At 70.5% G+C, this 24,797-nt stretch carries 22 protein-coding genes; 6 read left to right on the top strand and 16 right to left on the bottom strand.

The features are described from left to right. Nucleotides 1–135: 135 nt before the first annotated feature. The gene (locus AB0K00_RS03920; protein WP_363514762.1) at nt 136–489 is read right to left on the bottom strand and encodes a sterol carrier family protein; all 354 of its coding nucleotides are present in this window, start codon (nt 487–489) and stop codon (nt 136–138) included. Nucleotides 490–674: 185 nt separating this feature from the next. On the opposite strand from AB0K00_RS03920, the gene AB0K00_RS03915 reads away from it, so the two are divergent. Further along, nucleotides 675–2,693: a carboxypeptidase regulatory-like domain-containing protein gene (locus tag AB0K00_RS03915; RefSeq protein WP_363514759.1), complete on the top strand. Its 2,019-nt coding sequence runs from the start codon at nt 675–677 to the stop codon at nt 2,691–2,693. A 65-nt stretch (nt 2,694–2,758) separates the two neighbouring features. Here AB0K00_RS03915 and AB0K00_RS03910 read toward each other — a convergent pair whose 3' ends face one another. The 9 genes from AB0K00_RS03910 to AB0K00_RS03870 all read right to left on the bottom strand — a co-directional run bounded on the left by AB0K00_RS03910 (nt 2,759) and on the right by AB0K00_RS03870 (nt 12,636). Continuing rightward, nucleotides 2,759–3,514, bottom strand: coding sequence for a 2-phosphosulfolactate phosphatase (locus AB0K00_RS03910; RefSeq protein ID WP_363514756.1), 756 nt, complete (start codon nt 3,512–3,514; stop codon nt 2,759–2,761). A 2-nt stretch (nt 3,515–3,516) separates the two neighbouring features. Continuing rightward, nucleotides 3,517–6,099 carry a phosphoribosylformylglycinamidine synthase subunit PurL gene (gene purL / locus AB0K00_RS03905; protein ID WP_363514753.1) on the bottom strand — a complete coding sequence of 861 codons (2,583 nt, stop codon included), beginning with the start codon at nt 6,097–6,099 and terminating at the stop codon, nt 3,517–3,519. Next, nucleotides 6,096–6,776, bottom strand: coding sequence for a phosphoribosylformylglycinamidine synthase subunit PurQ (gene purQ, locus AB0K00_RS03900; protein WP_363514750.1), 681 nt, complete (start codon nt 6,774–6,776; stop codon nt 6,096–6,098). The genes purL and purQ overlap by 4 nt, the downstream gene beginning before the upstream one ends. Then, nucleotides 6,773–7,033: a phosphoribosylformylglycinamidine synthase subunit PurS gene (purS, locus tag AB0K00_RS03895; RefSeq protein ID WP_363514747.1), complete on the bottom strand. Its 261-nt coding sequence runs from the start codon at nt 7,031–7,033 to the stop codon at nt 6,773–6,775. Before purS ends, purQ begins: the two co-directional genes overlap by 4 nt. A gap of 185 nt (nt 7,034–7,218) precedes the next feature. Next, on the bottom strand, nt 7,219–8,646 hold the full coding sequence (gene purB, locus AB0K00_RS03890) for an adenylosuccinate lyase (RefSeq protein WP_363514744.1): 1,428 nt from the start codon (nt 8,644–8,646) through the stop codon (nt 7,219–7,221). 83 nt (nt 8,647–8,729) lie between these two features. Further along, the gene (locus tag AB0K00_RS03885; RefSeq protein WP_363514741.1) at nt 8,730–9,185 is read right to left on the bottom strand and encodes a PIN domain nuclease; all 456 of its coding nucleotides are present in this window, start codon (nt 9,183–9,185) and stop codon (nt 8,730–8,732) included. After that, the gene (locus tag AB0K00_RS03880; RefSeq protein ID WP_363514738.1) at nt 9,182–9,436 is read right to left on the bottom strand and encodes a type II toxin-antitoxin system VapB family antitoxin; all 255 of its coding nucleotides are present in this window, start codon (nt 9,434–9,436) and stop codon (nt 9,182–9,184) included. The genes AB0K00_RS03885 and AB0K00_RS03880 overlap by 4 nt, the downstream gene beginning before the upstream one ends. A 284-nt stretch (nt 9,437–9,720) precedes the next feature. Beyond that, nucleotides 9,721–11,328, bottom strand: a complete 1,608-nt coding sequence (locus AB0K00_RS03875) for a sugar ABC transporter permease (protein WP_363514735.1) — start codon at nt 11,326–11,328, stop codon at nt 9,721–9,723. 33 nt (nt 11,329–11,361) lie between these two features. Continuing rightward, nucleotides 11,362–12,636, bottom strand: a complete 1,275-nt coding sequence (locus AB0K00_RS03870) for an acetyl-CoA C-acetyltransferase (RefSeq protein ID WP_363514732.1) — start codon at nt 12,634–12,636, stop codon at nt 11,362–11,364. A gap of 90 nt (nt 12,637–12,726) precedes the next feature. Here AB0K00_RS03870 and AB0K00_RS03865 point away from each other — a divergent pair, with 90 nt between their 5' ends. Genes AB0K00_RS03865 through AB0K00_RS03845 form a run of 5 tightly spaced genes read left to right on the top strand, consistent with a single transcriptional unit; the run spans nt 12,727 to nt 18,920 of the window. Beyond that, entirely contained in the window at nt 12,727–14,052 is a 1,326-nt protein-coding gene (locus AB0K00_RS03865) for a 3-oxoacyl-ACP reductase (RefSeq protein WP_363514729.1), read from the top strand. Next, nucleotides 14,045–14,869 carry a MaoC/PaaZ C-terminal domain-containing protein gene (locus AB0K00_RS03860; protein ID WP_363514727.1) on the top strand — a complete coding sequence of 275 codons (825 nt, stop codon included), beginning with the start codon at nt 14,045–14,047 and terminating at the stop codon, nt 14,867–14,869. Before AB0K00_RS03865 ends, AB0K00_RS03860 begins: the two co-directional genes overlap by 8 nt. 41 nt (nt 14,870–14,910) lie before the next feature. After that, a complete protein-coding gene (locus AB0K00_RS03855) occupies nt 14,911–17,259 on the top strand; it encodes a hypothetical protein (RefSeq protein WP_363514724.1) in 2,349 nt (782 codons plus the stop codon). A gap of 27 nt (nt 17,260–17,286) precedes the next feature. Further along, complete coding sequence (gene rffA, locus AB0K00_RS03850; RefSeq protein WP_363514721.1) at nt 17,287–18,444, top strand: dTDP-4-amino-4,6-dideoxygalactose transaminase; 1,158 nt, start codon at nt 17,287–17,289, stop codon at nt 18,442–18,444. Then, nucleotides 18,441–18,920: a GtrA family protein gene (locus AB0K00_RS03845; protein WP_363514718.1), complete on the top strand. Its 480-nt coding sequence runs from the start codon at nt 18,441–18,443 to the stop codon at nt 18,918–18,920. The genes rffA and AB0K00_RS03845 overlap by 4 nt, the downstream gene beginning before the upstream one ends. Nucleotides 18,921–18,929: 9 nt before the next feature. Here the strand turns inward: AB0K00_RS03845 and AB0K00_RS03840 are convergent, their stop codons facing one another. The 6 genes from AB0K00_RS03840 to AB0K00_RS03815 form a co-directional block, all read right to left on the bottom strand. Further along, a complete protein-coding gene (locus AB0K00_RS03840) occupies nt 18,930–19,865 on the bottom strand; it encodes a glycosyltransferase family 2 protein (protein ID WP_363514715.1) in 936 nt (311 codons plus the stop codon). Nucleotides 19,866–19,919: 54 nt separating this feature from the next. Beyond that, a complete protein-coding gene (locus AB0K00_RS03835; RefSeq protein WP_363515067.1) occupies nt 19,920–21,116 on the bottom strand; it encodes an acyl-CoA reductase in 1,197 nt (398 codons plus the stop codon). A gap of 26 nt (nt 21,117–21,142) precedes the next feature. After that, complete coding sequence (locus AB0K00_RS03830; protein ID WP_363514712.1) at nt 21,143–22,189, bottom strand: acyl-protein synthetase; 1,047 nt, start codon at nt 22,187–22,189, stop codon at nt 21,143–21,145. After that, entirely contained in the window at nt 22,186–23,601 is a 1,416-nt protein-coding gene (locus tag AB0K00_RS03825) for an AMP-binding protein (protein WP_363514709.1), read from the bottom strand. Before AB0K00_RS03825 ends, AB0K00_RS03830 begins: the two co-directional genes overlap by 4 nt. A 111-nt stretch (nt 23,602–23,712) precedes the next feature. Then, complete coding sequence (locus tag AB0K00_RS03820; protein ID WP_363514706.1) at nt 23,713–24,462, bottom strand: SDR family NAD(P)-dependent oxidoreductase; 750 nt, start codon at nt 24,460–24,462, stop codon at nt 23,713–23,715. Beyond that, nucleotides 24,446–24,691: an acyl carrier protein gene (locus tag AB0K00_RS03815; RefSeq protein ID WP_363514704.1), complete on the bottom strand. Its 246-nt coding sequence runs from the start codon at nt 24,689–24,691 to the stop codon at nt 24,446–24,448. Before AB0K00_RS03815 ends, AB0K00_RS03820 begins: the two co-directional genes overlap by 17 nt. Nucleotides 24,692–24,797: the final 106 nt, after the last annotated feature.

Here is a 24,797-nt window from a genome sequence, read left to right as displayed (position 1 = left end):
CGAGGGGAATCCGACCTGATAGGCGCCGGAAATTCGGTCGCCTTCGCGACCCAAAGTGTACGCGAGGAATTAGCCATGACGCACAGCCACAGTTCGCGCGCAGTTCGTAATCAGTGTCGCGCACCAAATGCGGAGTCACAAGGGTAGATAGGCCGATAAATCAGCCCGAACCCCGCTCGCACGGATCTTCCCGGTGCTGACTGCTTCATGCCACGATTTCCGACCCGTGGCGATCTCGAGCCAGGTGGCGGGGTCGGTCTCCACGACGTTGGGTGGCGTACCTCTCGTGTGCCGCGGTCCTTCGACACATTGAATCGCACCGTACGGAGGAACCCGCACCTCCACCGAACGGCCGGGAACTCGGGACCGCAGGTCAGCCAGCAGCTCACGCACAGCGTCACGCAGGGCGAGCCGGTCGGGAACGATTCCGTCATCCATCGCATCTAGGACGGTTTGCACCGTTTCGGAATATCGGTGCGGAGTGGACATGACGGGACGATACGACTCGGTGTGGGCCGGTCGCAACACCCTGCGCCTTTCGCCGACCCCTGTGGACAAGGCATAGTTTGCTGCGGCGCACCATGCAAAGCGAGCCCCGCTCGCATGTTGGACCATCGACAGACATGCTCGGCAGAGACGCTCGGGTGAAAGTCAAGATCCGGAGGGGTGTGGACGTGACTACCCACCGACGAGCCTTGCTGCTCCGCGCAGGGGCGGCGGCCGTACTGGTGACGGGTGGCCTGGTCACCGGGCTGGCATCACCCGCGGCGGCGGCGGTGACCATCGCCGTGCAGACCGGCTCGTTCGACATGAACCCAGGCGACACGAAAAACGTGGTCGTCCAGTTCTCGGGTGACAAGACGGACGACGTAGCGGTGACCTTCACCGCACCGTCCGCGAACGGGAACATCACCATCAAGGCCGTCCCGGCCGACGCCGGCTGCGACTCGCCCGGCGGCAACACCGTCACCTGCACCGACGTCGACGTGCCGCAGAACGGGACGAAGAACCTGACGTTCCAGGTCCAGGCCAAGACCCCGAGCACGCTGCAGCCCGGTGCGAGCCTCAACAACCAGCAGGGCTCGATCAGCGGCGGCGGCGCGAACGGCAGCTACACCATCAACCTCAAGGGCCCGCCGCAGACCGCCGCCGCGACGCCGACCGTGACCGAGGTCTCGGGCACGGTCAACGACTCGACGACCGGCAAGGCCATCAAGGGCGCCTCGGTCGCGATGGAGGACGGCGCCGGCAAGAGCCGTTCCGTGAACACCAACGACGCCGGCCAGTTCCGCTTCCTCGGCTCGGAGGCCAACCCGATCGTCCCCGGCGGCATCTCGATCTCGGTCACGATGAACGGCTACGACGCCGGTTCCAAGGACGTCACCGGGGTCGCCACCAAGTCGAACACCGGCCTCAGGATCGCGCTGGTGCCGATCGGCGCGACCGCCTCCGCGGTGGCGCCGCCGACGGACGAGGCGTCGACACCCGGCGGGGCCGACTCGCAGTCCGCGGCTCCCGGCGCGAACAACACCTCCAATGCCTCCAACGACAGCGGCAGTGGCCTCTCCTCCTACATCCTGATCGCGCTCGGCGCGCTCCTGGTGATCTTCGGCATCGTCGCGATCGTGCTGCTCCTGCGCCGCCGCGGTGACGATGACGACGAGGAGCTCGAGGAGGAGCCGGCCCCGCGGCGCGGCGGCGGGGGCCAGCGCCCCGGCTACCGCCAGCCGCAGGCCGACCCGACGATGGTCGGCGCGATGGGCGGGCCGCCCACGATGATCAACCGGGGCGCCGCCAACGACGCGACCGCGATCGTGCGGCCGGGCCGGGTCAACGACTACGACGTGCCCCCGGACCCGTATGGTGCGCCGCTGCCGCGGGCCGGCTCGGGCTACGGCGCCGCGGGCGCCGGCGCCGGCTACGGTGCCGCGAACGGCGGCGGCTACAACGACCAGGCCGGCTTCGCCCAGGGCGCACCGGCGGGCGCGGGCTACGGCCCGTCGTCCCGGCCGGCGGTCGACCCGTACGGCCCGGAGTACGGCGCGGGCGGCGGCAACGGCTACAACGACCAGGGCGGCGGCTACGGCGGCCCGGCGGGTGGCCCCCAGGGCGGCGCGTACGCCGACTCCACCCAGCGCTGGGAGCCCAGTGCCGGCAACGGCTACGCGGGCGCGCAGAGCGGCGGCGACGGCTACGGCGCGGAGCCCGGCCAGAACGGCTACGGCGGCGGCTACAACGGCGCCGGCGGGGCCAACGGGTACGGCGCGGATCAGGGCGGCTACGGCCCCGGTGGCGCGGGTGCCGGTGGCTACGGCCCGTCGGCCGGTCAGGGCGGCTACGGCCCCGGTGGCGGCGCGGGTGACGGCTACCCGAGCGCCGGCGGCGGCTACAGCCCGAGCGCCGGCAACGGGTACAACGGCCAGGCCGACTACGACGGCCCCTACGCGGGACGCGGTGGCTACGAGCAGCGCGGCGGCTACGAGCCCGCCGCGGGGCAGCGTGGCGGCTACGAACCCGCGGCCGGGTATGAGCGCGACGGCTACGAGCGCGTGCCTGAGCCACCGCGGGCCGGCAACGGCTACGAGGGCGGCAACGACAACTACGAGCAGCGTGGCGGCTACGGTGAGCCGCAGGGCACCCCCCGTGGCCAGGCCGGCAACAACCGGCGGTCACTGGACTGGCTCGACGACTGACCCACCTGACACCACGAGGACGGCGCCCCCAGCGGGCGCCGTTTTCGTTTGCGGGCAGGCGCGGCTCAGGCCGGGGCGAACGACTGGCCGGTCAGCACCGGGACGGTGTGCGAGATGCCGGACTGGACGGCGAGCCGGACGTCCTCGGCGAAACCGCGCAGGATCAGCTCCTGGCCGCTGACGCACCGCCGGACCGCGGCCGCCACGTTGCGGACCGAGGCGAGCGCGGCGAGGCTGACCGCGGCCTCGACCGACAGCGGCACGCCCAGCATCGACAGCCCGTCCAGGACCGCCGCGGCGCCCAGCAGGTCCTCGACGCACGGGCGCAGGGCGCCGTCGGGCCAGAGCTCGCCGGCCGCGACCACGCCGATCGGGCTGGCCGGGGTGCCGTGACCCTGCCCGTGCAGCCAGCGGGCGACCGCGGGAGCGTTGCGCAGGCAGGCGGCGACGACCGGTACCCCGGTGGACGCGGCGGCGGAGCAGATGGACGCGCCGTTGGGTGACGGCAGCACCAGCTCCGTGACGAACGGTGCGCTCTGCAACGCGGCCGGGGACAGCGACCAGGGCGACTCGTCGGAGATCTGTTTGCGGCCGACGGCGACCGCGGCGCCGATCCGGTCGGCGTATGCGCGGGCCTGATCGCTCCAGGGGAACGGGTGGACCCGCATACCGCGGCCGACGGCGATGTCGACCGCGGTGGAGAAGGACAGGACGTCGACGACGACCAGGACCGAGCAGACGCGCGCCAGCTCAGCCGCACCCGCCGGTCCCCAGTCGAAGCGGGCACCCGAGCCCGGCTGGCTGAAGACGCCCTCGGTCATCGTCAGGCGTCAGGATCGCGGGGCGGTGCGTCCGCGCCGTCCGAGTCGTCCGGGCCGTCTGCGGCGTCTGTGGCCGGCTCCGACGCCGGCGGCGCGGAGACCGTCGCGGCGGACGGCACCTCGGGCACCTCCGGCGCGGCGACCGCGTCGAAGATCCCGCCACCGGACACGGGCGAACCGGACACAGGCGAACCGGAGACCGGCGAACCGGAGACCGGAGCGTCGGTCGCCGGCGAACCGGACACCGGCGCCGCGGCCGCCTCCTCGGAGGTCGGTGCGGACGCGGGCGGCTCGTAGGACGGCGCGTCGGTGGACACGTCGCCGAACAGGGCCGGCAGCGTGCCCTTCCAGGCCGAGCGCAGCTCGTCGAGCGAGATCGTGAACTGCCCCCGCACGTCCAGGGCCCGGCTGCGCCCGTCGACGGTCCCGATGACCGCGACCGGCAGGCCGTGCTGGGCGCACAGCGCGGTGAACGCCTTCTCGTGCCCGCGCGGCACGGAGACCAGCGCCCGGGCCGTCGACTCGGAGAACAGCGCGACGAACGGGTTGAGCCCCTCCGGCAGCGTGATGTTGGCGCCCTTGTCGTAGCGCAGCGTCGTCTCGACGAGGGCCTGCGCGAGGCCGCCGTCGGAGAGGTCGTGCGCCGAGGAGAGGTGGCCGCGCTCGCCCGCCTCGGTGAGGACGGAGGCGAGGATGCGCTCGCGGACCAGGTTGACCCTGGGCGGCTGGCCGCCGAGGTGGTTGTGCGTCACCCAGGCCCACTCGGAGCCGGACAGCTCCTCGGTGGTCTCGCCGAGCAGCATGATCACGTCGCTGTCGCCGCCGAAGCCCATCGGGACGCGGCTGCCGACGTTGGAGATCACGCCGAGGACGCCGACGACCGGGGTCGGGTGGATCGCCTGCGAGCCGGTCGAGTTGTAGAAGCTGACGTTGCCGCCGGTGACCGGGATGCCCAGCTCCTGGCAGCCGTCGGCGAGGCCGCGGACCGCCTCGGCGAACTGCCACATGACCTGCGGGTCCTCCGGCGAGCCGAAGTTGAGGCAGTTGGTCACCGCGAGCGGCGTCGCGCCGGAAGCGGCCACGTTGCGGTAGGACTCCGCGAGGGCGAGCTTCGCACCGTTGTACGGGTCGAGCCGCGCGAACCGGGCGTTGCCGTCGACGGACAGGGCGATGCCGAGCCCGGTCTGCTCGTCGATGCGGATCACGCCGGAGTTCTCCGGCTGGGCGAGGATCGTGTTGCCCTGCACGTAGCGGTCGTACTGCTCGGTGACCCAGCTCTTGTCGCACAGGTTGGGGCTGGCGGCCAGGCGCAGCAGCGTCTCGCGCAGCTCCACGCCGGTCCGCGGCCGGGGCAGCGTCTCGGCGCGGTCGGCCTGCAGCAGGATCAGGTCGGCGGGCTCGCGCATCGGCCGGGCGTAGACCGGGCCGTCGTCGACGAGCGAGCCGGGCGGGACGTCGACGACGACCTCGCCGTGCCAGCTGACGACCAGCCGGCCGCCGTCGGTGACCGTGCCGATCGCGGTGGCGATGACGCCCCAGCGCTCGGCGACGCGGAGCACCTCGTCGAGCTTGCCCGGCTCGACGATGAGCAGCATGCGCTCCTGCGACTCGCTGGCGAGGACCTCCTGCGGGTCCATCGACGCCTCGCGCAGCGGCACCAGGTTGAGGTTGACGTCCATGCCGGTGCCGGCCGAGGCGCTGGTCTCGGTCAGCGCGCAGGTGAGCCCGGCACCGCCGAGGTCCTGGACACCGACGATGAGCTCCCGCTCGTACAGCTCCAGGCAGCTCTCGATGAGCAGCTTCTCGATGAACGGGTCACCGACCTGCACCGACGGTCGGCGGGCCGGGCCGTCGGCGTTGAAGGTGGCGCTGGCCAGCACCGACACGCCGCCGATGCCGTCACGGCCGGTCTTGGCACCCAGCAGCACGACCACGTTGCCGGGGCCGTGCGCCTCCTTGTTCTGCAGCCGGTTGACCGGCAGCACACCGACGCACAGCGCGTTGACCAGCGGGTTGCCCTGGTAGCAGGGGTCGAAGACGACCTCGCCGCCGATGTTGGGCAGGCCGAGGCAGTTGCCGTAACCGCCGATGCCGGCGACGACGCCGGGCAGGACGCGCTTGGTGTCCTCGTGGTCGTGGGCGCCGAAGCGCAGCGGGTCCATCACGGCCACCGGGCGGGCGCCCATGGCGAGGATGTCGCGGACGATGCCGCCGACGCCGGTCGCCGCGCCCTGGTAGGGCTCGACGAAGCTCGGGTGGTTGTGGGACTCGACCTTGAACGTGACCGCGATCTCGTCGGAGATCCGGATGACCCCGGCGTTCTCCCCGATCCCGGCGAGCATCAGGTCCGACGGCGGGGCCTTCTCGCTGAACTGCCGCAGGTGGACCTTGCTGCTCTTGTACGAGCAGTGCTCGCTCCACATGATCGCGTACATGGCGAGCTCGGACGAGGTCGGCCGGCGCCCGAGGATCTGCTTGATCCGCTCATACTCGTCCTCGCGGAGCCCGAGCTCCTCGAACGGCTGCTCTTCGTCGGGGGTCTCAGCGGCGTGCGGGACGGTGTCGAAACCCGTTGTGGCGGTCATACACGAGCTCCCAGGTGTGCGAGCACGGACGTGAAGATGCCCAGCCCGTCGATCGACGGGCCGGTCAGCACCTCGACGGCGTGCTCCGGGTGGGGCATGATCCCGACGACGTTGCCGGCAGCATTGGTGATGGCGGCGATGTCGTGCAGCGAGCCGTTGGGGTTGCCGCGGATGTACCGGGCGACGACCCGCCCCTCGCCTTCGAGCTCGTCGAGCGTGCGCTCGTCGGCCATGTAGCAGCCTTCGCCGTTCTTGACCGGGATGACGATCTCCTGGCCGTGCTGGAAGCCGCCCGTCCATGCGGTCGTGGTGCTCTCCACGCGCAGCGCCTGGTCACGGTTGCGGAAGTGCAGGTGCTGGTTGCGGGTGAGCGCACCCGGCAGCAGGTGGGCCTCGCACAGCACCTGGAAGCCATTGCAGATGCCCAGCACGGGCAGGCCGTCACCGGCCGCCTTGATGATCGACTCCATCACCTGGGAGAACCGGGCGATCGCCCCGGCGCGCAGGTAGTCGCCGTAGGAGAAACCACCCGGGAGGATGACGGCGTCCACCCCGTACAGCTCGGCGTCGGCGTGCCAGAGCGAGATCGGCGCCGCACCGGTGAGGTGCACGGCCCGGGCGGCGTCGCGGTCGTCGAGCGAGCCGGGGAACGTGACGACACCGATCCGGGCGGTCACTGGTCCCCGCTCTCGGCCGGCGTCTCCTCGACCCGCAAGGTGAAGTCTTCGATCACCGGGTTGGCGAGGAGCTTGTCGGCGATCTCGCGGGCCCGGTCGAGGTCGGCGGCGCCGTCGAACTCGATCTCGATCCGCTTGCCGATGCGCACGGATGCCACGTCGGCGACGCCGAGACGTGGCAGCGCGTTCGCGACCGCCTGGCCCTGTGGGTCCAGGATCTCCGGTTTGAGCATGACGTCCACCACGACGCGGGCCACGGGGCACTCCTGACAGTTGAGTCGGGCGCTCGAGGGCGAGCGACACGAGCCTACCGGGCGGGGCAACGCCGCAGATCACCGGCCGTGTGTCGGTCCGGTGGATCACGCGGCGAGGCCCGAACACATCGCCCGACACGCATCTTACCGGCCCGCTCCGGTGCCAAGATCCAAGCGTCGGCCGGAGCTCACAGAATGGGCGGTGGCACGTAGCCACCCGCCTCCGGATGCTTCGCCACGACCTCCCCGACAGCCTCCACAACGGCGTTGACCTGCGCAGAGGCCGCCCCGACGAACTCCTTCGGGTCGGCGACCAGGGCGTCGATCTCACCCTGGGACAGCCGCAGGCGCTCGTCACCGGCCAGCCGACGGAGCAGATCGTTGTCCTGGATGCCCTTTTCGCGCATGGCGAGCGCCACTGCGACGGCGTGCTCCTTGATCGCTTCGTGAGCATCCTCACGGCCGACGCCCCTGCCCACGGCCGCCACCAGCACCCGCGTGGTCGCCAGGAACGGCAGGTAGCGGTCCAGCTCCCGGGCGACGACGGCCGGGTACGCCCCGAACTCGTCCAACACGGTCAGGAACGTGGCGAACAGCCCGTCGACGGCGAAGAACGCGTCCGGCAGCGCCACCCGGCGCACCACCGAGCACGACACGTCGCCCTCGTTCCACTGGTCCCCGGCCAGCTCCCCGATCATCGACAGGTAGCCCCGGGTGATCACGGCGAGCCCGTTGACCCGCTCGCAGGAGCGGGTGTTCATCTTGTGCGGCATCGCCGACGAGCCGACCTGGCCCTTCTTGAAGCCCTCGGTGGCCAGCTCGTAGCCGGCCATCAGCCGGATCGTGGTCGCCAGGCTCGACGGTCCCGCGACCGCCTGCGCGAGGGCCGACACCACGTCGAAGTCCAGCGAGCGCGGGTACACCTGGCCGACGCTGGTGAGCACGTTGTCGAACCCGAGGTGCTCCGCCACCCGCCGCTCCAGCTCCGCGGCCTTCCCCGCGTCGCCGCCGAGCAGGTCCAGCTGGTCCGCGGCCGTGCCGACCGGCCCCTTGATCCCGCGCAGCGGATAGCGCTCGAGGAGGTTGTCGAGCCGCTGATACGCGATGAGCAGCTCCTCCGCAGCGCTCGCGAACCGCTTGCCGAGCGTGGTCGCCTGCGCCGGGACGTTGTGCGACCGCCCGACCATGACCAGGTCGTCGTATTGCTTCGCCCGCGCCGCGAGCCGCGCGAGGGCCGCCACCATCCGGTCCCGGACCAGCTCCAGGGACCGCCGGATCTGCAGCTGCTCGACGTTCTCCGTCAGGTCCCGCGACGTCATGCCCTTGTGGATGTGCTCGTGCCCGGCGAGCTCGGAGAACTCCTCGATCCGCGCCTTCACGTCGTGCCGGGTGACCCGCTCCCGCTCCGCGATGCTGACCAGGTCCACGTCGTCGAGCACCCGCCGGTAGTCCTCGACCACCCCGTCCGGCACCGCGACCCCGAGGTCCCGCTGCGCGGTGAGCACGGCGAGCCACAGCCGCCGCTCCAACCGCACCTTCTCCTCAGGCGACCAGATCGCCACCAGCTCCGGCGACGCATACCGAGCAGCAAGCACATTAGAAATCACGTGCCCCATTCTCTCCCGCACCTACGGCGCGGGGGCGGGGGGTTCCCAACCCACGGCCTCGATGCTCGCTGCGCTCGCACTGCCGGCGCCGCTCACGCGCTTGCCGCATCCCCCGACGCTCGCTGCCGCAGCGACCCCTGCGGCGCCACCCACTCGGTGGGCTGTCCGGTGATGGCGGCGATCCGGTCGAAGTCCGCGTCGTAGTGGAGGACCACGGCGCCGTGGAGTTCGGCAGTCGCCGCAATGATGAGATCCGGGAGCTTGAAGTTGCGGTGCTGGCTCAGTTCGGCCAGCGCTCTGTGATTGGCGAGCGCACGGTTCATCGCGTCAGTGGTCACGTCCATCCACCGGTGTCCGTGCAGCCCACCCCAGAGCACCTCATAGCTCTTCGGATCCGGCGCGTTGTTGAGGAACTCGAGCGACACCAGCTGACATGCGGCCACCCGGCCTTCGAGCAGCAGCTCCTCGAAACGGCGACGCACCTGGGCATGCCGGCGCTGCAGGACGTAGACGGAGGTGTCAGCGAGGTAGATCAGACCGGCTATCAAGCCGCGTCGGCCACGCCGGCGTCCTCGGCGAGTCGCGACAGGTCGCGACCTCCCCCGTAGCGCCAGGCGTCGGCCGACCCCTCGAAGTCCATCTCGACACTGTCGAACGCGGCGAGAATCTCGGCCGCCTTCCGCCGACGGGCGAATGCCTCAAGCGCAGCGTTGATCGTCGCGACCTTGGTCGTGGTCCCCAGCTCTTGCCGAGCAGCTTCCAACCATTCGTCGTTCACGTCCACCGTGATGCGCGTCATGCGCCAAAAGTGGCACCGGGATTTCGTGAGAGGACACACCAAGATATTCACCACGGACGCGCCATGTCTTCGCGTACTTGTCAGCATAAGACCATATTTTGAGTCCCGTCGCTGCGGCGTGCAAGTTGGCTCAGGCCGCCCGGTCGCTTGTCAGGTCGAGCTCGACGAGTGGTCTGGTGCGGACCGACTGCAGGAACGGATCGCCGCCGGGCTCGCGGCAACGGCAGCAACAGCGACGAAGCTTGCACACCCTGTACATCACCTTGCAGGGTGTGCAAGGTGGGTCAGGTGCGCGGCGGGTGGTCGCGTTCCGGGAGGCCGACGCGCAGGGCGACGCGGTCCAGGTAGAACACCTGCGCGGCGATGGCGCCCAGGAAGAGCAGGATGAGCAGCCACACCGGCATCAGCTGCGCGTAGGGCAACTGGTCGGTGGCGACGTTGTACGTCCTGGCCTGTATCGCCTGCACGAGCGCGTTCTGCGCGGTCGGGTGGTCGCCGGCGGCGGTGATCAGTGGCCAGATCAGGTCCTGGACCTGGACCAGCCAGGTCGCCACGTATGCCAGGCCGAGCATCGGCAGCGCCGGCAGCAGGACGGCGGTCCACGGGGCGCGGCGGCCCTCCTGCAGCAGGACCTCGCGGCGCTGGGCCTGGCCGCGGAAGAGCAGCGCCAGGACGAACAGGGCCGGGATCGCGACCCGCGACGGCGGGATCAGGCCGATGAAGGAGTCGAGCCGGTCGGCGGTGGCGCCCGCGGCGAAGTTGCGCAGGGCGAGCGGCGCGGAGCCGACGAAGAGGAACAGGCCGAAGGGCAGCAGCAGCCACTCGCTGTGCCGGCCGAAGGGGCGCAGGCCGCTGATGCCGAACGCGGCCAGGGCGGCGACGGTGACCCCGACCAGCGTGGAGATGACCGGCGGCAGCCAGGTGTTGACCCAGGTGGAGGGCTGGCCGGCGCGGCCGGTGTCGGTGATGTGGGACAGCCAGGGTCCCAGGCCGGCCAGGACGGCGCCGAGCGTGCCGAGCAGCAGGACGCCGCCGACCACCCACGCCACCACCGGCTGACCCTTCGCCGGCTGACCCGGAGCCGGCAGCTTCGGGTCGACCTCCAGCCGGGTGCCGGGCAGGATCACCAGGAGCGTGGCGATGAGGCCGAGCAGGATCAGTGGCACGAGCAGGGTCGTCGAGGTGGCGGCGCCGACCCCGAAGCTCATCGTGCGGAAGGACGTCTCGAACATGAGGCGGGCCGGGGTGACGTCGTCCCGGGTGCCCAGGCCACCGATGAACGAGAAGGTGAAGTCCTGCAGCGCGACCGCGACGACGGCCAGCACGGCCAGGCCGGCGACGACGATGGCGGCGGGCACGGGGCTGCGGGTCGAGTCCAGGGTGCGGCGCCGCAACACGGCCAGGTACGCCGTTGCGGCGAGCGCCACCACCAGGCCGAAGGTGCCCAGCCAGTAGGCGGTCCGGGTGGAGGACTCGCGCAGGCTGACCGCGATGGCCACGGGCACGAACGCCGCGATCGGCAGCGCGAGCGCGATCCGCACGACCCACCGGGCCCAGGTGCCGCCGGCGTGCGCGGCCCAGGCGAGGACGGGCGCGAGCAGCAGGACCAGCAGGATCGGCACGACCGCGAGGCTCAGGGCGAACCAGTGCGCGTCGGCGAGGTGGCCCTGCGTGTAGGCGCTGTCGTAGTTGTCCCAGCCGACGCTCGCGCCGCCCTCGCCCATCCGCAGCCCGGTGAACTTGCGGAAGCTGGACCTGACGGTCCAATACAGCGGCTCGACGTAGGACGTCAGCAGGAGCACCAGGGCGGGCAGCGTGAGGACCAGTCCGACGGCAACCTGCCAGCCTGGTCGGGGCGGTGGCGGCCGGAGCATCGTCGGCTGGATCGTCATGCGTCAACGATATTGATAAATCCGGCATCGCGCCTACCGGGACAGGATCGCGGTCACCCCTTGCCCACCCGCGGCGCAGATGGAGATCAGGCCGCGACCGGAGCCGCGACCGGCGAGCAGCTTGGCCAGGGTCGCCACGATCCGGCCGCCGGTCGCGGCGAACGGGTGGCCGGCCGCGAGGGACGAGCCGTTGACGTTGAGCCGGGTGCGGTCGATGGCGCCGAGCGGCTCGTCGAGACCGAGGCGCTCCTTGCAGAACGCCGGGTCCTCCCAGGCCTTCAGGGTGGCGAGGACCTGCGAGGCGAACGCCTCGTGGATCTCGTAGAAGTCGAAGTCCTGCAGCTTCAGGCCGGCGCGGGCGAGCATCCGGGGCACCGCGTAGGCCGGGGCCATGAGCAGCCCGTCGCCGCCGTGGACGAAGTCGACCGCCGCTGTCTCCGCGGTGTCGAAGTACGCCAGGACGGGCAGGTTGCGCGCGGCCGCCCACGTTTCGCTCGCCAGCAGTACCACGGCCGCACCGTCGGTCAAGGGTGAGGAGTTGCCGGCGGTCATGGTCGCCGCCGCGCCGCGGCCGAAGACGGGTTTCAGGGCGGCGAGGCGCTCCGGCGACGTGTCCGGACGCAGGTTCTGGTCGCGGTGGAGGCCGAGGTACGGCGTGACCAGGTCGTCGAAGAAGCCGCGCTCGTAGGCCGCGGCGAGCTGGTGGTGCGAGGCGAGCGCCAGTTCGTCCTGGGCGGCGCGGGTCACGCCGAACTCGAGGGCGGTCAGCGCCGCGGAGTCACCCATCGACAGCCCGGTGCGGGGCTCCGAGTTGCGCGGGATGTCGGGTTTGAGCTGGGTCGGGCGGAGTTTGCTCACGGCACGGAGCCTGGCGCCGAGGGACTGCGCCCGGTTGAGCTCCATGAACACCCGCCGCATGTCCTCGTTGACGCCGAGCGGCGCGTCGGAGGTGGTGTCGACGCCGCCGGCGATGCCGGCCTCGATCTGTCCGAGGGCGATCTTGTTGGCGACGAGGATGGCGGCCTCAAGACCGGTTCCGCAGGCCTGCTGGACGTCATACGCTGGAGTCCGTGGGTCGAGGCGGGACCCGAGCACGGATTCACGCGTCAGGTTGAAATCGCGGCTGTGTTTGAGCACCGCACCGGCCGCGACCTCGCCGAGTCGCTCCCCTGCCAGCCCGAATCGTGCTACCAAACCATCTATAGCGGCAGTCAGCATGTCCTGGTTTGATGCAGTGGCGTAGGCACTGCCCGAGCGCGCGAAGGGGATGCGATTACCGCCGACGATCGCCACTCGTTCCGGGGCCATCGGAGTCTCCTTCAGTGCGACAGGGCAGCCTGGCGTTTAGCCTACTCGTGAGTAGGTTAGCGCGTTTGTTGTGACTGGGGAGGCACTGCAATGACCGATCGCTACGCCAACTTCGCCCACTCGGGCGCCGGGAAGTTCTTCATCAGACGACTCGGCCGGCCGCTGGGTCTACCCGACCCGCCGAAGTTGCGCCGGCACGATCCGAACGAACCGCTCATCGACGGGCAGGTGATCGTCAACGGCGCAGGCCGCCTGGTCGAGCCGCTGCGCAAGCTGCTGGAGAAGCTCGGCGCGCCCGTCGAGGGCCCGACCGCCGCGCTCGTGTTCGACGCCACCGCGATCGTCGACACCGAGGGCCTGCGCGCCCTGTACGACTTCTTCCACCCGGTGATCCGCACGCTGCGATCCAGCGGGCGGGTCGTCGTCCTGGGCAGCCCGCCGGAGCTGTGCGCCGACGCCCGCGAGGCCACCGCCCAGCGGGCCATCGAAGGTTTCGTCCGCTCCGTCGGCAAGGAGATCGGCCGGGGCGGCACCGCACAGCTCGTCTACGTCGCGCCCGGCGCCGAGGAGGCGATCGAGTCGACCATGCGGTTCCTGCTGTCGGCGCGTTCGGCGTACGTGTCCGGGCAGGTCGTGCGGGTCGGACCCGCCGCCGTCGACGTCCCCGAGGACTGGGACCAGCCGCTCGTCGGCAAGACCGCGATCGTCACCGGCGCGGCCCGGGGCATCGGGGCCGCCATCGCCGAGGTCCTCACCCGCGACGGCGCGCACGTGGTCTGCCTCGACGTGCCCGCCGCCGGCGAGGACCTGACCCGCGTCGCCAACGAGCTCAAGGGCACCGCGCTGCAGCTCGACCTGACCGCCGGGGACGCGCCGCGCCGGCTCGCGGACTTCATCGCGACCCGGCACGTGCACGCCGACATCTTCGTCCACAACGCCGGCATCACCCGGGACAAGACGCTCGGCCGGATGGACGCCACCCAGTGGCAGTCGGTCCTGGACGTCAACCTCGGCAGCCAGGAGCGGATCAACGAGGTGCTGCTCGCCGAGAACCTGCTCGGCGGCAACGGCCGCATCGTCGCGGTCTCCTCCGTCTCCGGCATCGCGGGCAACCGCGGGCAGACCAACTACGCCACGTCGAAGGCGGGCGTCATCGGCCTCGTCCAGGCGCACGCCCCGGCGCTCGCCGCGGCCGGCCTGACCCTCAACGCGGTCGCGCCCGGCTTCATCGAGACGAAGATGACCGCCGCGATGCCCATGTTCATCCGCGAGGCGGGCCGCCGTATGAACAGCATGTCGCAGGGCGGCCTGCCGGTCGACGTGGCGGAGACGGTCGCGTGGCTGGCCCACCCGGCGTCCGGCGGGGTCACCGGCAACGTCATCCGGGTCTGTGGGCAGAGCCTGCTGGGTGCCTGACGTGGACCGGATGCCGAGCCTCGGTCCCCTGTACCGGGCCGCGGCGCTGCGGCGCGGGGTCGCGGCCGATCCCGCGCTGCCGTCGCGCGAGCTCACGGTCGCAGGGGTGACCGTCGACCGGGAGCACCTGGCCGCCTACGACCGGGTCTGCGGCTTCCGCCTGCGCGACGAGCTGCCCGCCACCTATCCGCACGTCGTGGCGTTTCCCCTGGCCATGGCGCTGATGACGGGGCGGGACTTCCCGTTTCCGCTGCTCGGCCTGATCCACGTGGCGAACCGGATCGAGGTCCTCGGCCCGCTGCGGTCCTCCGCTTCCTTTGCGTTCGCGGTACGAGCCGAGGCGCTGCGCCCGCACGACCGAGGCACGCAGCTCGACATCGTCACCACCGCGACGGTCGACGGGACGCTCGTGTGGCGGGACACCTCCACGTATCTGCGGCGCACGTCCGCTTCAGCGGGCGGGTCGTCGTCCGGGGACGCTCCCGTGCCGAACGCCGTGTGGCGGGTGCCGCGGCGGGTCGGCGGCGACTACGCGGCGGTGTCCGGCGACCGCAACCCGATCCACACGTCGCGGCTCCTGGCGAAGGTGTTCGGCTTCCCGCGCACGATCGCGCACGGCATGTGGACGAAGGCCCGCTGCCTCGCCGCGCTGGAGGGGCGGCTGCCCGACACGTACACCGTCGACGTGGCCTTCAAGCTGCCGATCCTGCTGCCCGCCACGGTCGGCTTCAGCGCGGTCGCGCAGGGTAGCGGGTGGGATTTCGGGGTGCATGATGGGCGTTCCGGCAGACCGCATCTGACCGGGCTCGTCAGGTAACCTGCTCAGCGCCAAAGCCAAAGTTTCGGGGGGCCAAGACCGTGCAGACGCCGACCGAAGCCGCCGACCCCGACGTGACGGATCCCGTCCCGGCGCCGGTGGCTGCGCACCGCGGGCCGCTGCGCCGCGTGCTGATGTCCGGCTGGCTGCCGGTCGCACTGCTCTGGGTCGCGACCACCGCCGCGCTGTGGTTCTTCGAGGTCCCGCCCGCCACGACGATCGTGTTCACGCTGTATCTGGCGCTCGGCATCGCGCTGCCGGGCACGCTGTGGTGGCGGTTCTTCCACCGCAGCGGCGGGTTCTTCGTCGCCGACGTCGCGGCCGGGCTCGCGCTCGGCTACATCGGCGAGGTCTTCGTCTACATCGGCGCCCGGGCGATCGGGCTGCCCCTGCTGGTGCTCGCCTGGCCGGTCGGCACGGTCGCGGCGTTCCTGCTGGTGCCGTCGCTGCGCCGGTTCTGGCGGCCGGCCGCCGACGCGCCGGTGCCGCCGCTGCTGTGGCGCTGGTGCCTGACCCTGATCGCCGGCATGACGCTGCTGTGGAGCTTCAAGTTCTACCGGCTGTATGGGCTGCGGTATCCGTACAACTCGACCCCCGACACCGACTCGACCTTCCACCTGGCACTCGTCGGCGAGGCCAAGCACCACATGCCGATGATGGTCCCGTGGATCACCGACGAGCCACTCTGGTATCACTGGTTCGTCTATCCCGAGATGGCCGCGTCCAGCTGGGTGACCGGGATCGAGCCGCAGGTCCTGCTGCTGCGCCTGTCGATGCTGCCGATGCTGATGGCGTTCGCCGTGCTCGTCGCCGTGCTGGCCCGCAAGGTCACCGGCGGCTGGTGGAGCGGCGTCGCGGCGAGCGTGCTGACCCTGTTCGTGCTGTCGCCCAACCCGTATCAGTGGGTCACCTGGGAGTTCTACACCAACCTCGCCTTCAGCACCCTCGAGGACGGCTCGTCGCTGCGGCTCACGGTCTGGAGCGGGCCGACGCAGACCTTCGGCGCGCTGCTCATGCTGCCGCTGATGATCGTGCTCGTCGACCGCCTGCGGGAGTGGCGCGACGCCCGCGGCTGGGTGTTCTTCGCGGTCCTGCTCGCCGGCGTGATGGGCGCCAAGGCCACCTACCTGCCGCTGCTGTTCTGCGGCCTGCTGCTGGTCCTCGGCGCCGAGCTGCTCTTCCACCGCACGCTGCACCGCGGCGCCCTGATCGGGCTCGGCATCACCTTCGGCGCTCTGGTCTTCTCGCAGGTCGTGCTCTTCGGCGGCACCAGCCAGGGCACCGAGCTCAAGCCGTTCTTCACGCTCGTCACCGGCGCGCTCGGCACCAGCACCGGCTATGCCGTGGGCGAGGTCACCAGCCGGATGGCGGTCCTCGCCGTCCTGCTGTTCTTCTGCTGGGTGTGCATCTGGGCCGGGCTCGCCGGGCTGCTGCGCCGCCGCCTGCCCGAGCCCGCCGTGGTCACCATGATCGGCATCGGGCTGGCCGGCGCCGGCGCCACGATCCTGACCGGCCAGTCCGGCGACAGCCAGCGGTTCTTCATCGAGGCGGCCCGGCCGTATCTGTCGGTGGCCGCGGTCGTCGGGCTGTATTCGCTGCTGCCCGCGGGCCGGCTGACCGCCCGCCGGGCGTGGGCCCTGGTCGGCTTCGTCGTGCTCGGCATGGCGGTCACCCAGGCGGTCCAGGTCACCGGCCGCGGCGACGTGCCCAACATCGGCAACACCGGCTCCTATGCGGCGCTGACCCGCGACATCGTGCTGCCCTATGCGGCGCTCGCCGTCGTCGCCGTCCTGGTCGCCGTCGGGCTGCGGCTGGCCCGGAAGGGGATGGCGGTGGCCCTGGTCGTCGCCCTGCTCGCGGGCTACGGGATCAACACGAGCTTCCAGAACTACTACAAGATCCTGTGGGACTCGACACACGTCGGCTGGAAGAACGTGGTCAAGGGTGAGGTCATCGTCTCCGACGGCGTCCTGGAGGCCGGCCGCTGGCTGCGCGACCACTCCGACCCCGACGACCTCGTCGCCACCAACGCGCACTGCCAGCGGTGGAACAAAGACTGCACGGATCTTCACTTCTCGATGACCGCATACAGCGAGCGGCGGATGCTGCTGGAGGGCTGGGGCTTCACCACGACCGCGCACGTCGAGGCCGCGAGGCTCAAGACCTGGGTCGGCTACGTGCCCTACTGGCGCCCCGAGATCCTCGCCGACAATGACGCAGTGTTCACGAACCCGTCACCCCAAACGGTAGGTCTGCTGCGGGACCGCTACGGGGTACGCTGGCTGTTCGTTGACGAAAGCCAGAACAACGTTTCGCCACAGTTGTCGGCCTTCGCTACCGAACGTTATCGGTCGGGGGTCGCTGTCGTGTATGAACTGCCGTCGGCATGACCGCACACCGTTAGGTAGGCTCCAGCAGTGACCCCCACGAACCAACTCGCAGTTCCATTCAACAGGGCCTATCTGACCGGTGACGAGACCGGCTACATGCAGCAGGCGATGACGAGTGGACCGCTCACCGGGGACGGGCCCTTCACCAAGCGCGCGAGTGCGCTGCTCACGCAGATCCTGGGCGCGAAGCACTCGCTGCTGACCACCTCGTGCACGCATGCGCTGGACATGACCGCGCTGCTGCTCGACCTGGAGCCGGGCGACGAGGTCATCGTCCCGTCGTTCACGTTCTGCTCGACCGCCAACGCCTATGCCCTGCGCGGTGCCGTGCCGGTCTTCGTCGACTGCCGCCCCGACACGCTCAACCTCGACGAGCGCCAGGTCGAGGCCGCCGTCACCTCCCGCACCAAGGCGATCGTCGTCGTGCACTACGCCGGCGTCGCGGTCGAGATGGACGCGATCGATGCGATCGCCCGCAAGCACGGCCTCGTCGTCATCGAGGACAACGCGCACGGCATCGGCGGCACCTACCGGGGGCGCAAGCTCGGCTCCATCGGCGCGATGGCCACCCAGAGCTTCCACGAGACGAAGAACGTCCAGTGCGGCGAGGGCGGCGCCCTCATCTTCAACGACGACACCTACTACGAGCGGGCCGAGATCATCCGCGAGAAGGGCACCAACCGGGGCCAGTTCTTCCGGGGCATGGTCGACAAGTACCGCTGGATCGACATCGGCTCGTCCTACCTGCCCTCGGACCTGCTCGCCGCGTTCCTCACCGCGCAGCTGGAGCACTTCACCGACATCCAGCGCCGCCGCAAGCACATCTGGGACAGCTACCACCAGCGCCTCGCCACCTGGGCCGTCGAGCACGAGGTCACCCAGCCCACGGTCCCCGACGACCGCGAGCAGCCCGCGCACCTCTACTACCTGCTGCTGCCCGACCTCGAGAGCCGCCAGGGCATGCTCAAGCACCTCCTCGGCCACGGCGTCCTGGGCACGTTCCACTACCAGCCGTTGCACGTCGCCCCGGCCGGGGTGAAGTTCGGCCGCACCGGGCCCGACGGCTGCCCCGTCACCGAGGACGTCGCCGACCGTCTGCTGCGTCTGCCGCTCTACGGCGGCATGACCGAGGCCGACATCGACCTCGTCATCACCGCAGTCGAGTCGTTCCAGCCCCGCGGATGACCGAGGTCACCGCTGCCCGGCCGCAGCCGCGCTCCTGGCTCTCCCGCACCGCGATCGCGCTCTACAACGACCGCCGCGTGCGGTATTTGGGGGTCGGCGGCGTCTCCGCCGTCTCGTATTACGGTTTCTACACCGCGCTCTACCTGCTGACCCCCGACGACTTCTACGGCCGGGTCTTCATGCTGACCGCGGACCAGATGCACTACCTGGTCCCCACGGTCATCGCGAACTTCCTCTGCGGCGTGGTCACCTATCCGCTGCAGCGGCACTTCGTCTTCCAGTCGAAGGGCCCGGTCCTGACGGGCTTCTTCAAGTTCTACCTGATCTGCCTGTGGGCGCTGCTGTTCACGTGGGCGGGCCTGCCGCTGCTCGTCGAGGTCTTCAACGTGCCGGTCCTGATCGCCCAGGCGATCCTGATCGTCGTCGCCCCGCTGATCAACTACCAGCTCAGCAAGCTGTGGGCCTTCCGCCGCTGACCCGGTTGCTCAGTTGGGCACGCGGGGCGTGCGCACGTGCTCGCGGATCACGTACGTCGGGCGGCCCATGCCGTGGGCGTGGACCCGGCCGAGGTACTCACCCAGCACGCCGATCCCGATCAGCTGCGCCGACGAGAAGACCGTCACCAGCGACGCCACGGTCGTGAAGCCGGCCACCGTCGTGTCCCCGCTGAAGTAGAGCCAGATCAGCCTGATCGTCAGTACCAAACCGCAAACGCCGATCAAGAACCCGAGATACGTGACGAGCCGGAGGGGCTTCGTCGAGTAGCCCAGGATCATGTTGACGGCGTGCTTCATCAGCGAGCGGAACGTGAAGCCCGACCGCCCCTCGCTGCGCTGGTCCATGCGCACCGTGGTGGAGCCGACGCGGGTCGTGGTCCAGGACAGGACGATGTCGACGGAGACGTGCGGCCCGCTGACCTGGTCGAAGCCGGCGCGCAGGAACGTGCGGAAGATCCGCAGCGCGCCGAGGACGTCCGCGTTGGGGATGCCCATCGTGCGGCCCATGACGAGCGTCTTCGCGCCCCACGAGGTGAGGTTGCGGAAGACGCCGTGCTCCTCCTGCTCGGACACCGCGTAGACGACGTCGAGATCGTCGGTGAGGGCGTCGACGAGCTTCGGCAGCTCCTCCGGCGGGTGCTGGAGGTCGTCGTCCATGGTGATGATGCGCTCGAACGAGGCCGCGCGGATGCCGGCGATGAGGGCGTTGTGCTGGCCGTAGTTGCGGGCCATGCGGATCGCCTGCACGTGCTCGTACTTACCGGCGAGCTGGCTGGCGACGTCCCAGGTGTTGTCGGTGCTGTCGACGACCAGGATCACCTCGTGGTCGGGGGTGATGCCGGGCAGGACACCGTTGAGCCGCTCCACCAGCGTCGGAAGGATACGCGCGGAGCGGTAGCACGGAACGACGACGGACAATGACACGTTGTGGAGCTCCTCACAAAAACGTGTACGGAGGAGAGTACTCCGTCTTCCCGGTCAGGCCTGGATCGTGATGATGCGCGTGAACTCGTGAAGCAGGTTGAAACCGTCCCAGGTCCCCGCAAACGTCAACGCCTGGCCGAACGGCACGATCCGGTCGATGCCGCGGCCGGCGAGGGTGGTGACGAAGTCGTCGAGGTCGGACATGGTGAAGCCGTACTGGCTGAGCGTCTGGTCCTTGCGCTGGATCGCCGGGGCAAGCTCGGCGAGCGAGCCGACGGTGACGTGACAGATGGTGCCGGCGCCGAGCCAGTGCCGTTGCAGATCGCCGAGCCCGGCGAGCGACACGTTGGCGACTGCGTTACCGGTGAAGGCGACCCTGGTCGCGGCGCCGGTCGCGGCGAGGCCGTAGGTGGCCACGTACTTCTCGACGGCCATCGCGGGGTCGACGCCCCAGCCGCGCCGGGCGACGACCTCGGCCAGGAGCTCGTCGAACTCGGTCCGGGCCGCGGCGACGTCCTCGGCGGCACCCACCCAGAACAGGTCCCGGGGCGAGGAGCAGGCGGCCTGGTCGAACCAGTACAGGTCGTTGGCGAACCCGTCCGCCGCCGCCCGCCGCTGCTCGAGCGTCGAGGACTGCCAGCCGGCGACGGAGATCGCGGCGAACGAGGAGCGGTCCGGGAACGCGAGGTCCCGGGCCAGCGGGCGGATCGGGTGCTTGCGGAGCTCGTTGACGGACTGGTCGCCGCCCCACAGGACACGCAGGTCGCAGGCGCCGATCAGCGCGCCGGTGACAGCGTCGTCGCGGTCGTAGGTGATCATGCGCTGGGTCTGCGCGATCGCCGGGTGGGCGTCGGCGAGGACGTCGTTGAGCGCTTCGAGGACGGTCTGCGCCGCGCCGGCCGCGCGAGCGGAGACGCGCACGATGTTGTGGTTGCCGGCGAGCGCGGACAGGGCCCAGGAGTAGACGAAGATCGTGTCGACGTTCGCCGGGGGGAAATGCAGGACGAGCCCGCGCGGGGCGCGGCGCTGGCCGGCGACACCGTCGGCGAGCCGCTCGACGGCGCGGGCCAGCTCGCCCTTGCGCAGGAAGAAGCCGAGCGAGCCGAGCTCGGGGTGGCGCCGGGCGAGGTCGGGCTTGAGCAGCCGCCGGGAGAACGCGATCAGGAAGTCCCGGACCCGCTCGTCGCCGACGGTGAGCCGGCCGTCCGTGGGCTCGTCGGTGATCTCGGCGAGGAGCCGCTCGGGGGATATATCGGAAATAACCGGAAAGACACTTTTCACGATGCACTCACAAATGTGTCGCTGCAGCCGCGGGCCTCGGCGCGCGGGAGCCGGCCCAGGATGGAGAAGCGCTTGCCGGGCCACGCGCCGTCGTCGATGCCGTTGATGACGCCCATGTCCTCGGTGAGCAGGACGTGCCCGGGGTACGACTCCGGCAGCGTGCTGATCACCTCGACCAGCCCGGGTTTGCCCGGCGGCAGCGGCTCCCAGGTCTCCGGGTCGCGGATGACGACGTCGGCAAAGTCGGGGCAGTAGAGGGAGTTGCCGTCGGGGCCTTCGAGGTACACGACGCCGATCTGCTCGACCATGCCGTAGAAGTTGTGGATCCGGCTCAGCCCGGTGTCGGCCTGGAACGCGCGGCGGAACTCGGCGTTGTCGACCTGCTGGTCGACCAGCTTCTTCCAGCCGCCGGAGTGGACCAGGATCCCGTTGCTCAGGTCGAGGCCGTTGTCGCGGGCCAGCTCGTACAGGTACAGCCACACCATGAAGGTGAAGCCGAAGACCAGGAACGGCTTGTCGCCGTGCTTGGCGAGGAACCCGCGGACCGCCTCGAGGTCGGGCTTGCTGTCCTCGTCGAGCGCCCAGACGTGGTCACGGCCAAAGGTGATCATGCCGAGGACGCCGGCGCCGCGGGCGCTGAACGAGCGGCGGTTCTTGATGATCGCGGTCGTGTCGACGATGAGCATCGGCAGCCGCTTCGGGCCGAGGACGGCCTGCAGCGTCTGTGCCAGCATCCGGGTCTGCGCCGCCGCGGCTTCCTTGTCCAGGTAGATGCGGCTGACGTCGCCGGTGGTGCCGCTGGAGGTCAGGACCTTGAAGACCTCGTCGTCGGGGATGCTCTTGAGCTGGTGGGTCTTGAACAGCCGGACCGGCAGCCAGGGCAGGTCGCTGACCCGCTCGTAGGCGCGGCCGGTGTCGTGGCCGGTGGCGGCGAGGATGTTGGCATACGCCTGGCCCCGCGCGCGGTGCTGCTCGGTCAGCTCGATCAGACGGGGCAGCAGCTGGGCCTCGCGGTCCGGCTGCGGCAGGGTGAACACGCTCATCGTGCGGACTCCAACGCTCGATAGTCGACCTTGCCGTTGCTGAGCAGCGGCAGCGCGGGGATGCCGCGCATCTCGAAGCCCGACCAGTGCAGCTTCAGCCGGTCGGCGAGCTCGGTCACCCGCGGCGCGAGCTCCTCCGCGGTGACGCCCTCGCCCTCGCCTTCAACGAAAACGATGATCTTGTCGTCGCCGGCGATCGCGGCGACGGCGCCGCCGGTGGCGGCACCGGTGGCGCCGGCCAGTTGCTCGATGTCGTCCAGGTTGAGCCGGACGCCGAACACCTTGCCGAAGCGCTTCAGCCGGCCGTCGATGAAGAGATACCCCTCCTCGTCGAGGTGCCCCAGGTCGCCGGTCTCCAGCAGCCCGCCCTGGTCGTCGCCCCGGGCAAGGTCCAACGCGGACTCCGCGTAGCCCATCATCACGTTGGGGCCGCGGTAGAGCACCTCGCCGACGACGCCCGGCGCGGTGGTCTCCGTGCCGTCCTCGAGCCGGACGGTCAGCGTGCCGCCGGGCACCGCCGGGCCGACCGAGCCGAGCTTGTCCGCGAGGCGGTCCGCGGGCAGCGTGGTCAGCCGCGGAGCGGCCTCGGTCTGCCCGTACATGACGAACAGTCGACCGTCCACGGTCGCCATCCGGTCGTGGAAGTCCTGGACGAGCTCGGCCCGCAACCGGCCGCCGGCCTGGGTCAGCGTGCGCAGGCTCGGATACCGCTTCGGGTCGAACCGCAGGCGGCGCAGCATCTCGTATTGCGAAGGGACCAGCGCCAGCGAGGTCACCGCGTGCTTCGTGATCGCCGGCCAGAACGACCGCGCGACCAGGCCCTCGGACTCGACCACGACGGTGGCGCCGGCGGCGAGGTGCGTGTTGAGCACCGACATGCCGAAGCTGTAGTAGAACGGCAGGCTGCTCACCGCGACGTCGGCGGCGGTGATGCCCAGTGCCTCGATGATCGAGGTGGTGTTGGCCAGGATCGCGTCCCGCGACAGCCGGACCAGCTTCGGGTTGCCCGTGGAGCCCGAGGTCGCCAGCAGCGTGGCGAGGTCGGGGTGCGCCGCGGTGCTGGACTGGATGTCCCGCTCCCACAGCTCGTCGTTGCGGCGGGTGTACCCCTTGTGCACGTCCTCTGGCAGCGGCCCGCAGACGGCGGCGGGCTCGAAGCGCTCCACGAAGTCGGCGAGCGTCTCCGCCGGCAGGCCGGGGTCGAGCAGCGCCAAGGGGCGGCCGGCCTCGAACGCGCCGATGTAGCGGATGATCGCCTCGACGGTCGTCGGCGTGCGCAGGAACACCACGCCGGGCGTGATCTCGGCGAAGCCGGCGACCGCGGCGTGCACTGCCTCGCGCAGCGGCACGCCAGCGAGTTCGGCGCCGGTCGCCGCGTCGATCAGCCGCGCGTCGGGGTGCAGCAAGGTCACGCCGTCACCTCCGCAGCGCACTGATGCCGTCGAGGTGGACACGGATTTTTCTCACCGTACACCACCCGAAAAAGCAGCCCGAAATGTCGTATACGAGTCCATCACGGTACGTCATACGACCAGACCGCCGTCGACTTCGATCACCTGGCCGGTGACGAACCTGGACGCGTCGGAGAGCAGGAACGCGATCACGTCGGCGACGTCCTCGGGCTCACCGAGGCGGCGCAGCGCGGTCGCCGCGACCCGCTCGGCGCGCCCCGACTCGTCGAGCGAGTCGAGCATCTCGGTGGCGATGAAGCCGGGCGCGACCGCGTTGACCCTGATGCCGGCCGGGCCGAGCTCCTTCGCCGCGGCGCGGGCGAACCCGGCGACGGCGGCCTTGGTCGCGCCGTAGACCACCTGGCCGGCGGCGCCGGTGGTACCCATGACGGAGGACAGCAGCACGACCGACGGCGCGTTGCCACGGCGCAGCAGCTTGACCGCGCCGTTGACGGTGTAGGTGGCGCCGACGGCGTTGATCGCGAACAGCCGCTCGATGGCCGCGTCGCCCATCATGCCGAGCAGGCCGGCCTCGTGCACGCCGGCGTTGACGACCAGGGCGTCGAGGCGGCGGTGGCGCTCGAAGACGAGCCGCAGCATGGACTTGACCTCGGCGGCGTCGCTGACGTCGCCGTGCACGACCAGCGGCTCGATGTCGAAGTCGGCGGTGATCTCGTCGGCCGTGGTCTTGGCCGAGCCCTCCCGCATGCCGTGGAGGACCAGTTGGTAACCCTCGGTAGCGAGCTTCCGCGCGACTGCACGGCCGATCCCCCGTGAGGATCCCGTGACGAGGGCGACCCTGGCGTCAGTCGGAGAACTCAACGTCGTGCTTTCCGAGGATCTCGACGGCCTTGTCGAACGAGCTGAGGTCGATCACCTCGTCGGTGTCGATCATCACGTCGAACGTGTCCTCGATCTCGCCGACCAGGGAAAGGTGCGCCAGCGAGTCCCATTTCTCGATGCCCCGGTATTCGAGCTTGTCGACGTCATAGTCCTCCGGCAGCGCCAGCGCGGTGCGGAAGGCGACGCGGAGACGATCGAGGTTGCTCATCAGCTCAGGGTCCTGTTCGATCGGGAAAGCGGGCTGGCATCCGCGAGCGAGTGTACCGTTGGCCGGTCTTTCAATGAGTCACGCCTGACCCACGGGAGGTTTCCAG

This window comes from Dactylosporangium sp. NPDC049525 (genome assembly GCF_040676755.1).
Lineage (GTDB): Bacteria > Actinomycetota > Actinomycetes > Mycobacteriales > Micromonosporaceae > Dactylosporangium.
This window is presented reverse-complemented; position numbering and strand designations above follow the sequence as displayed.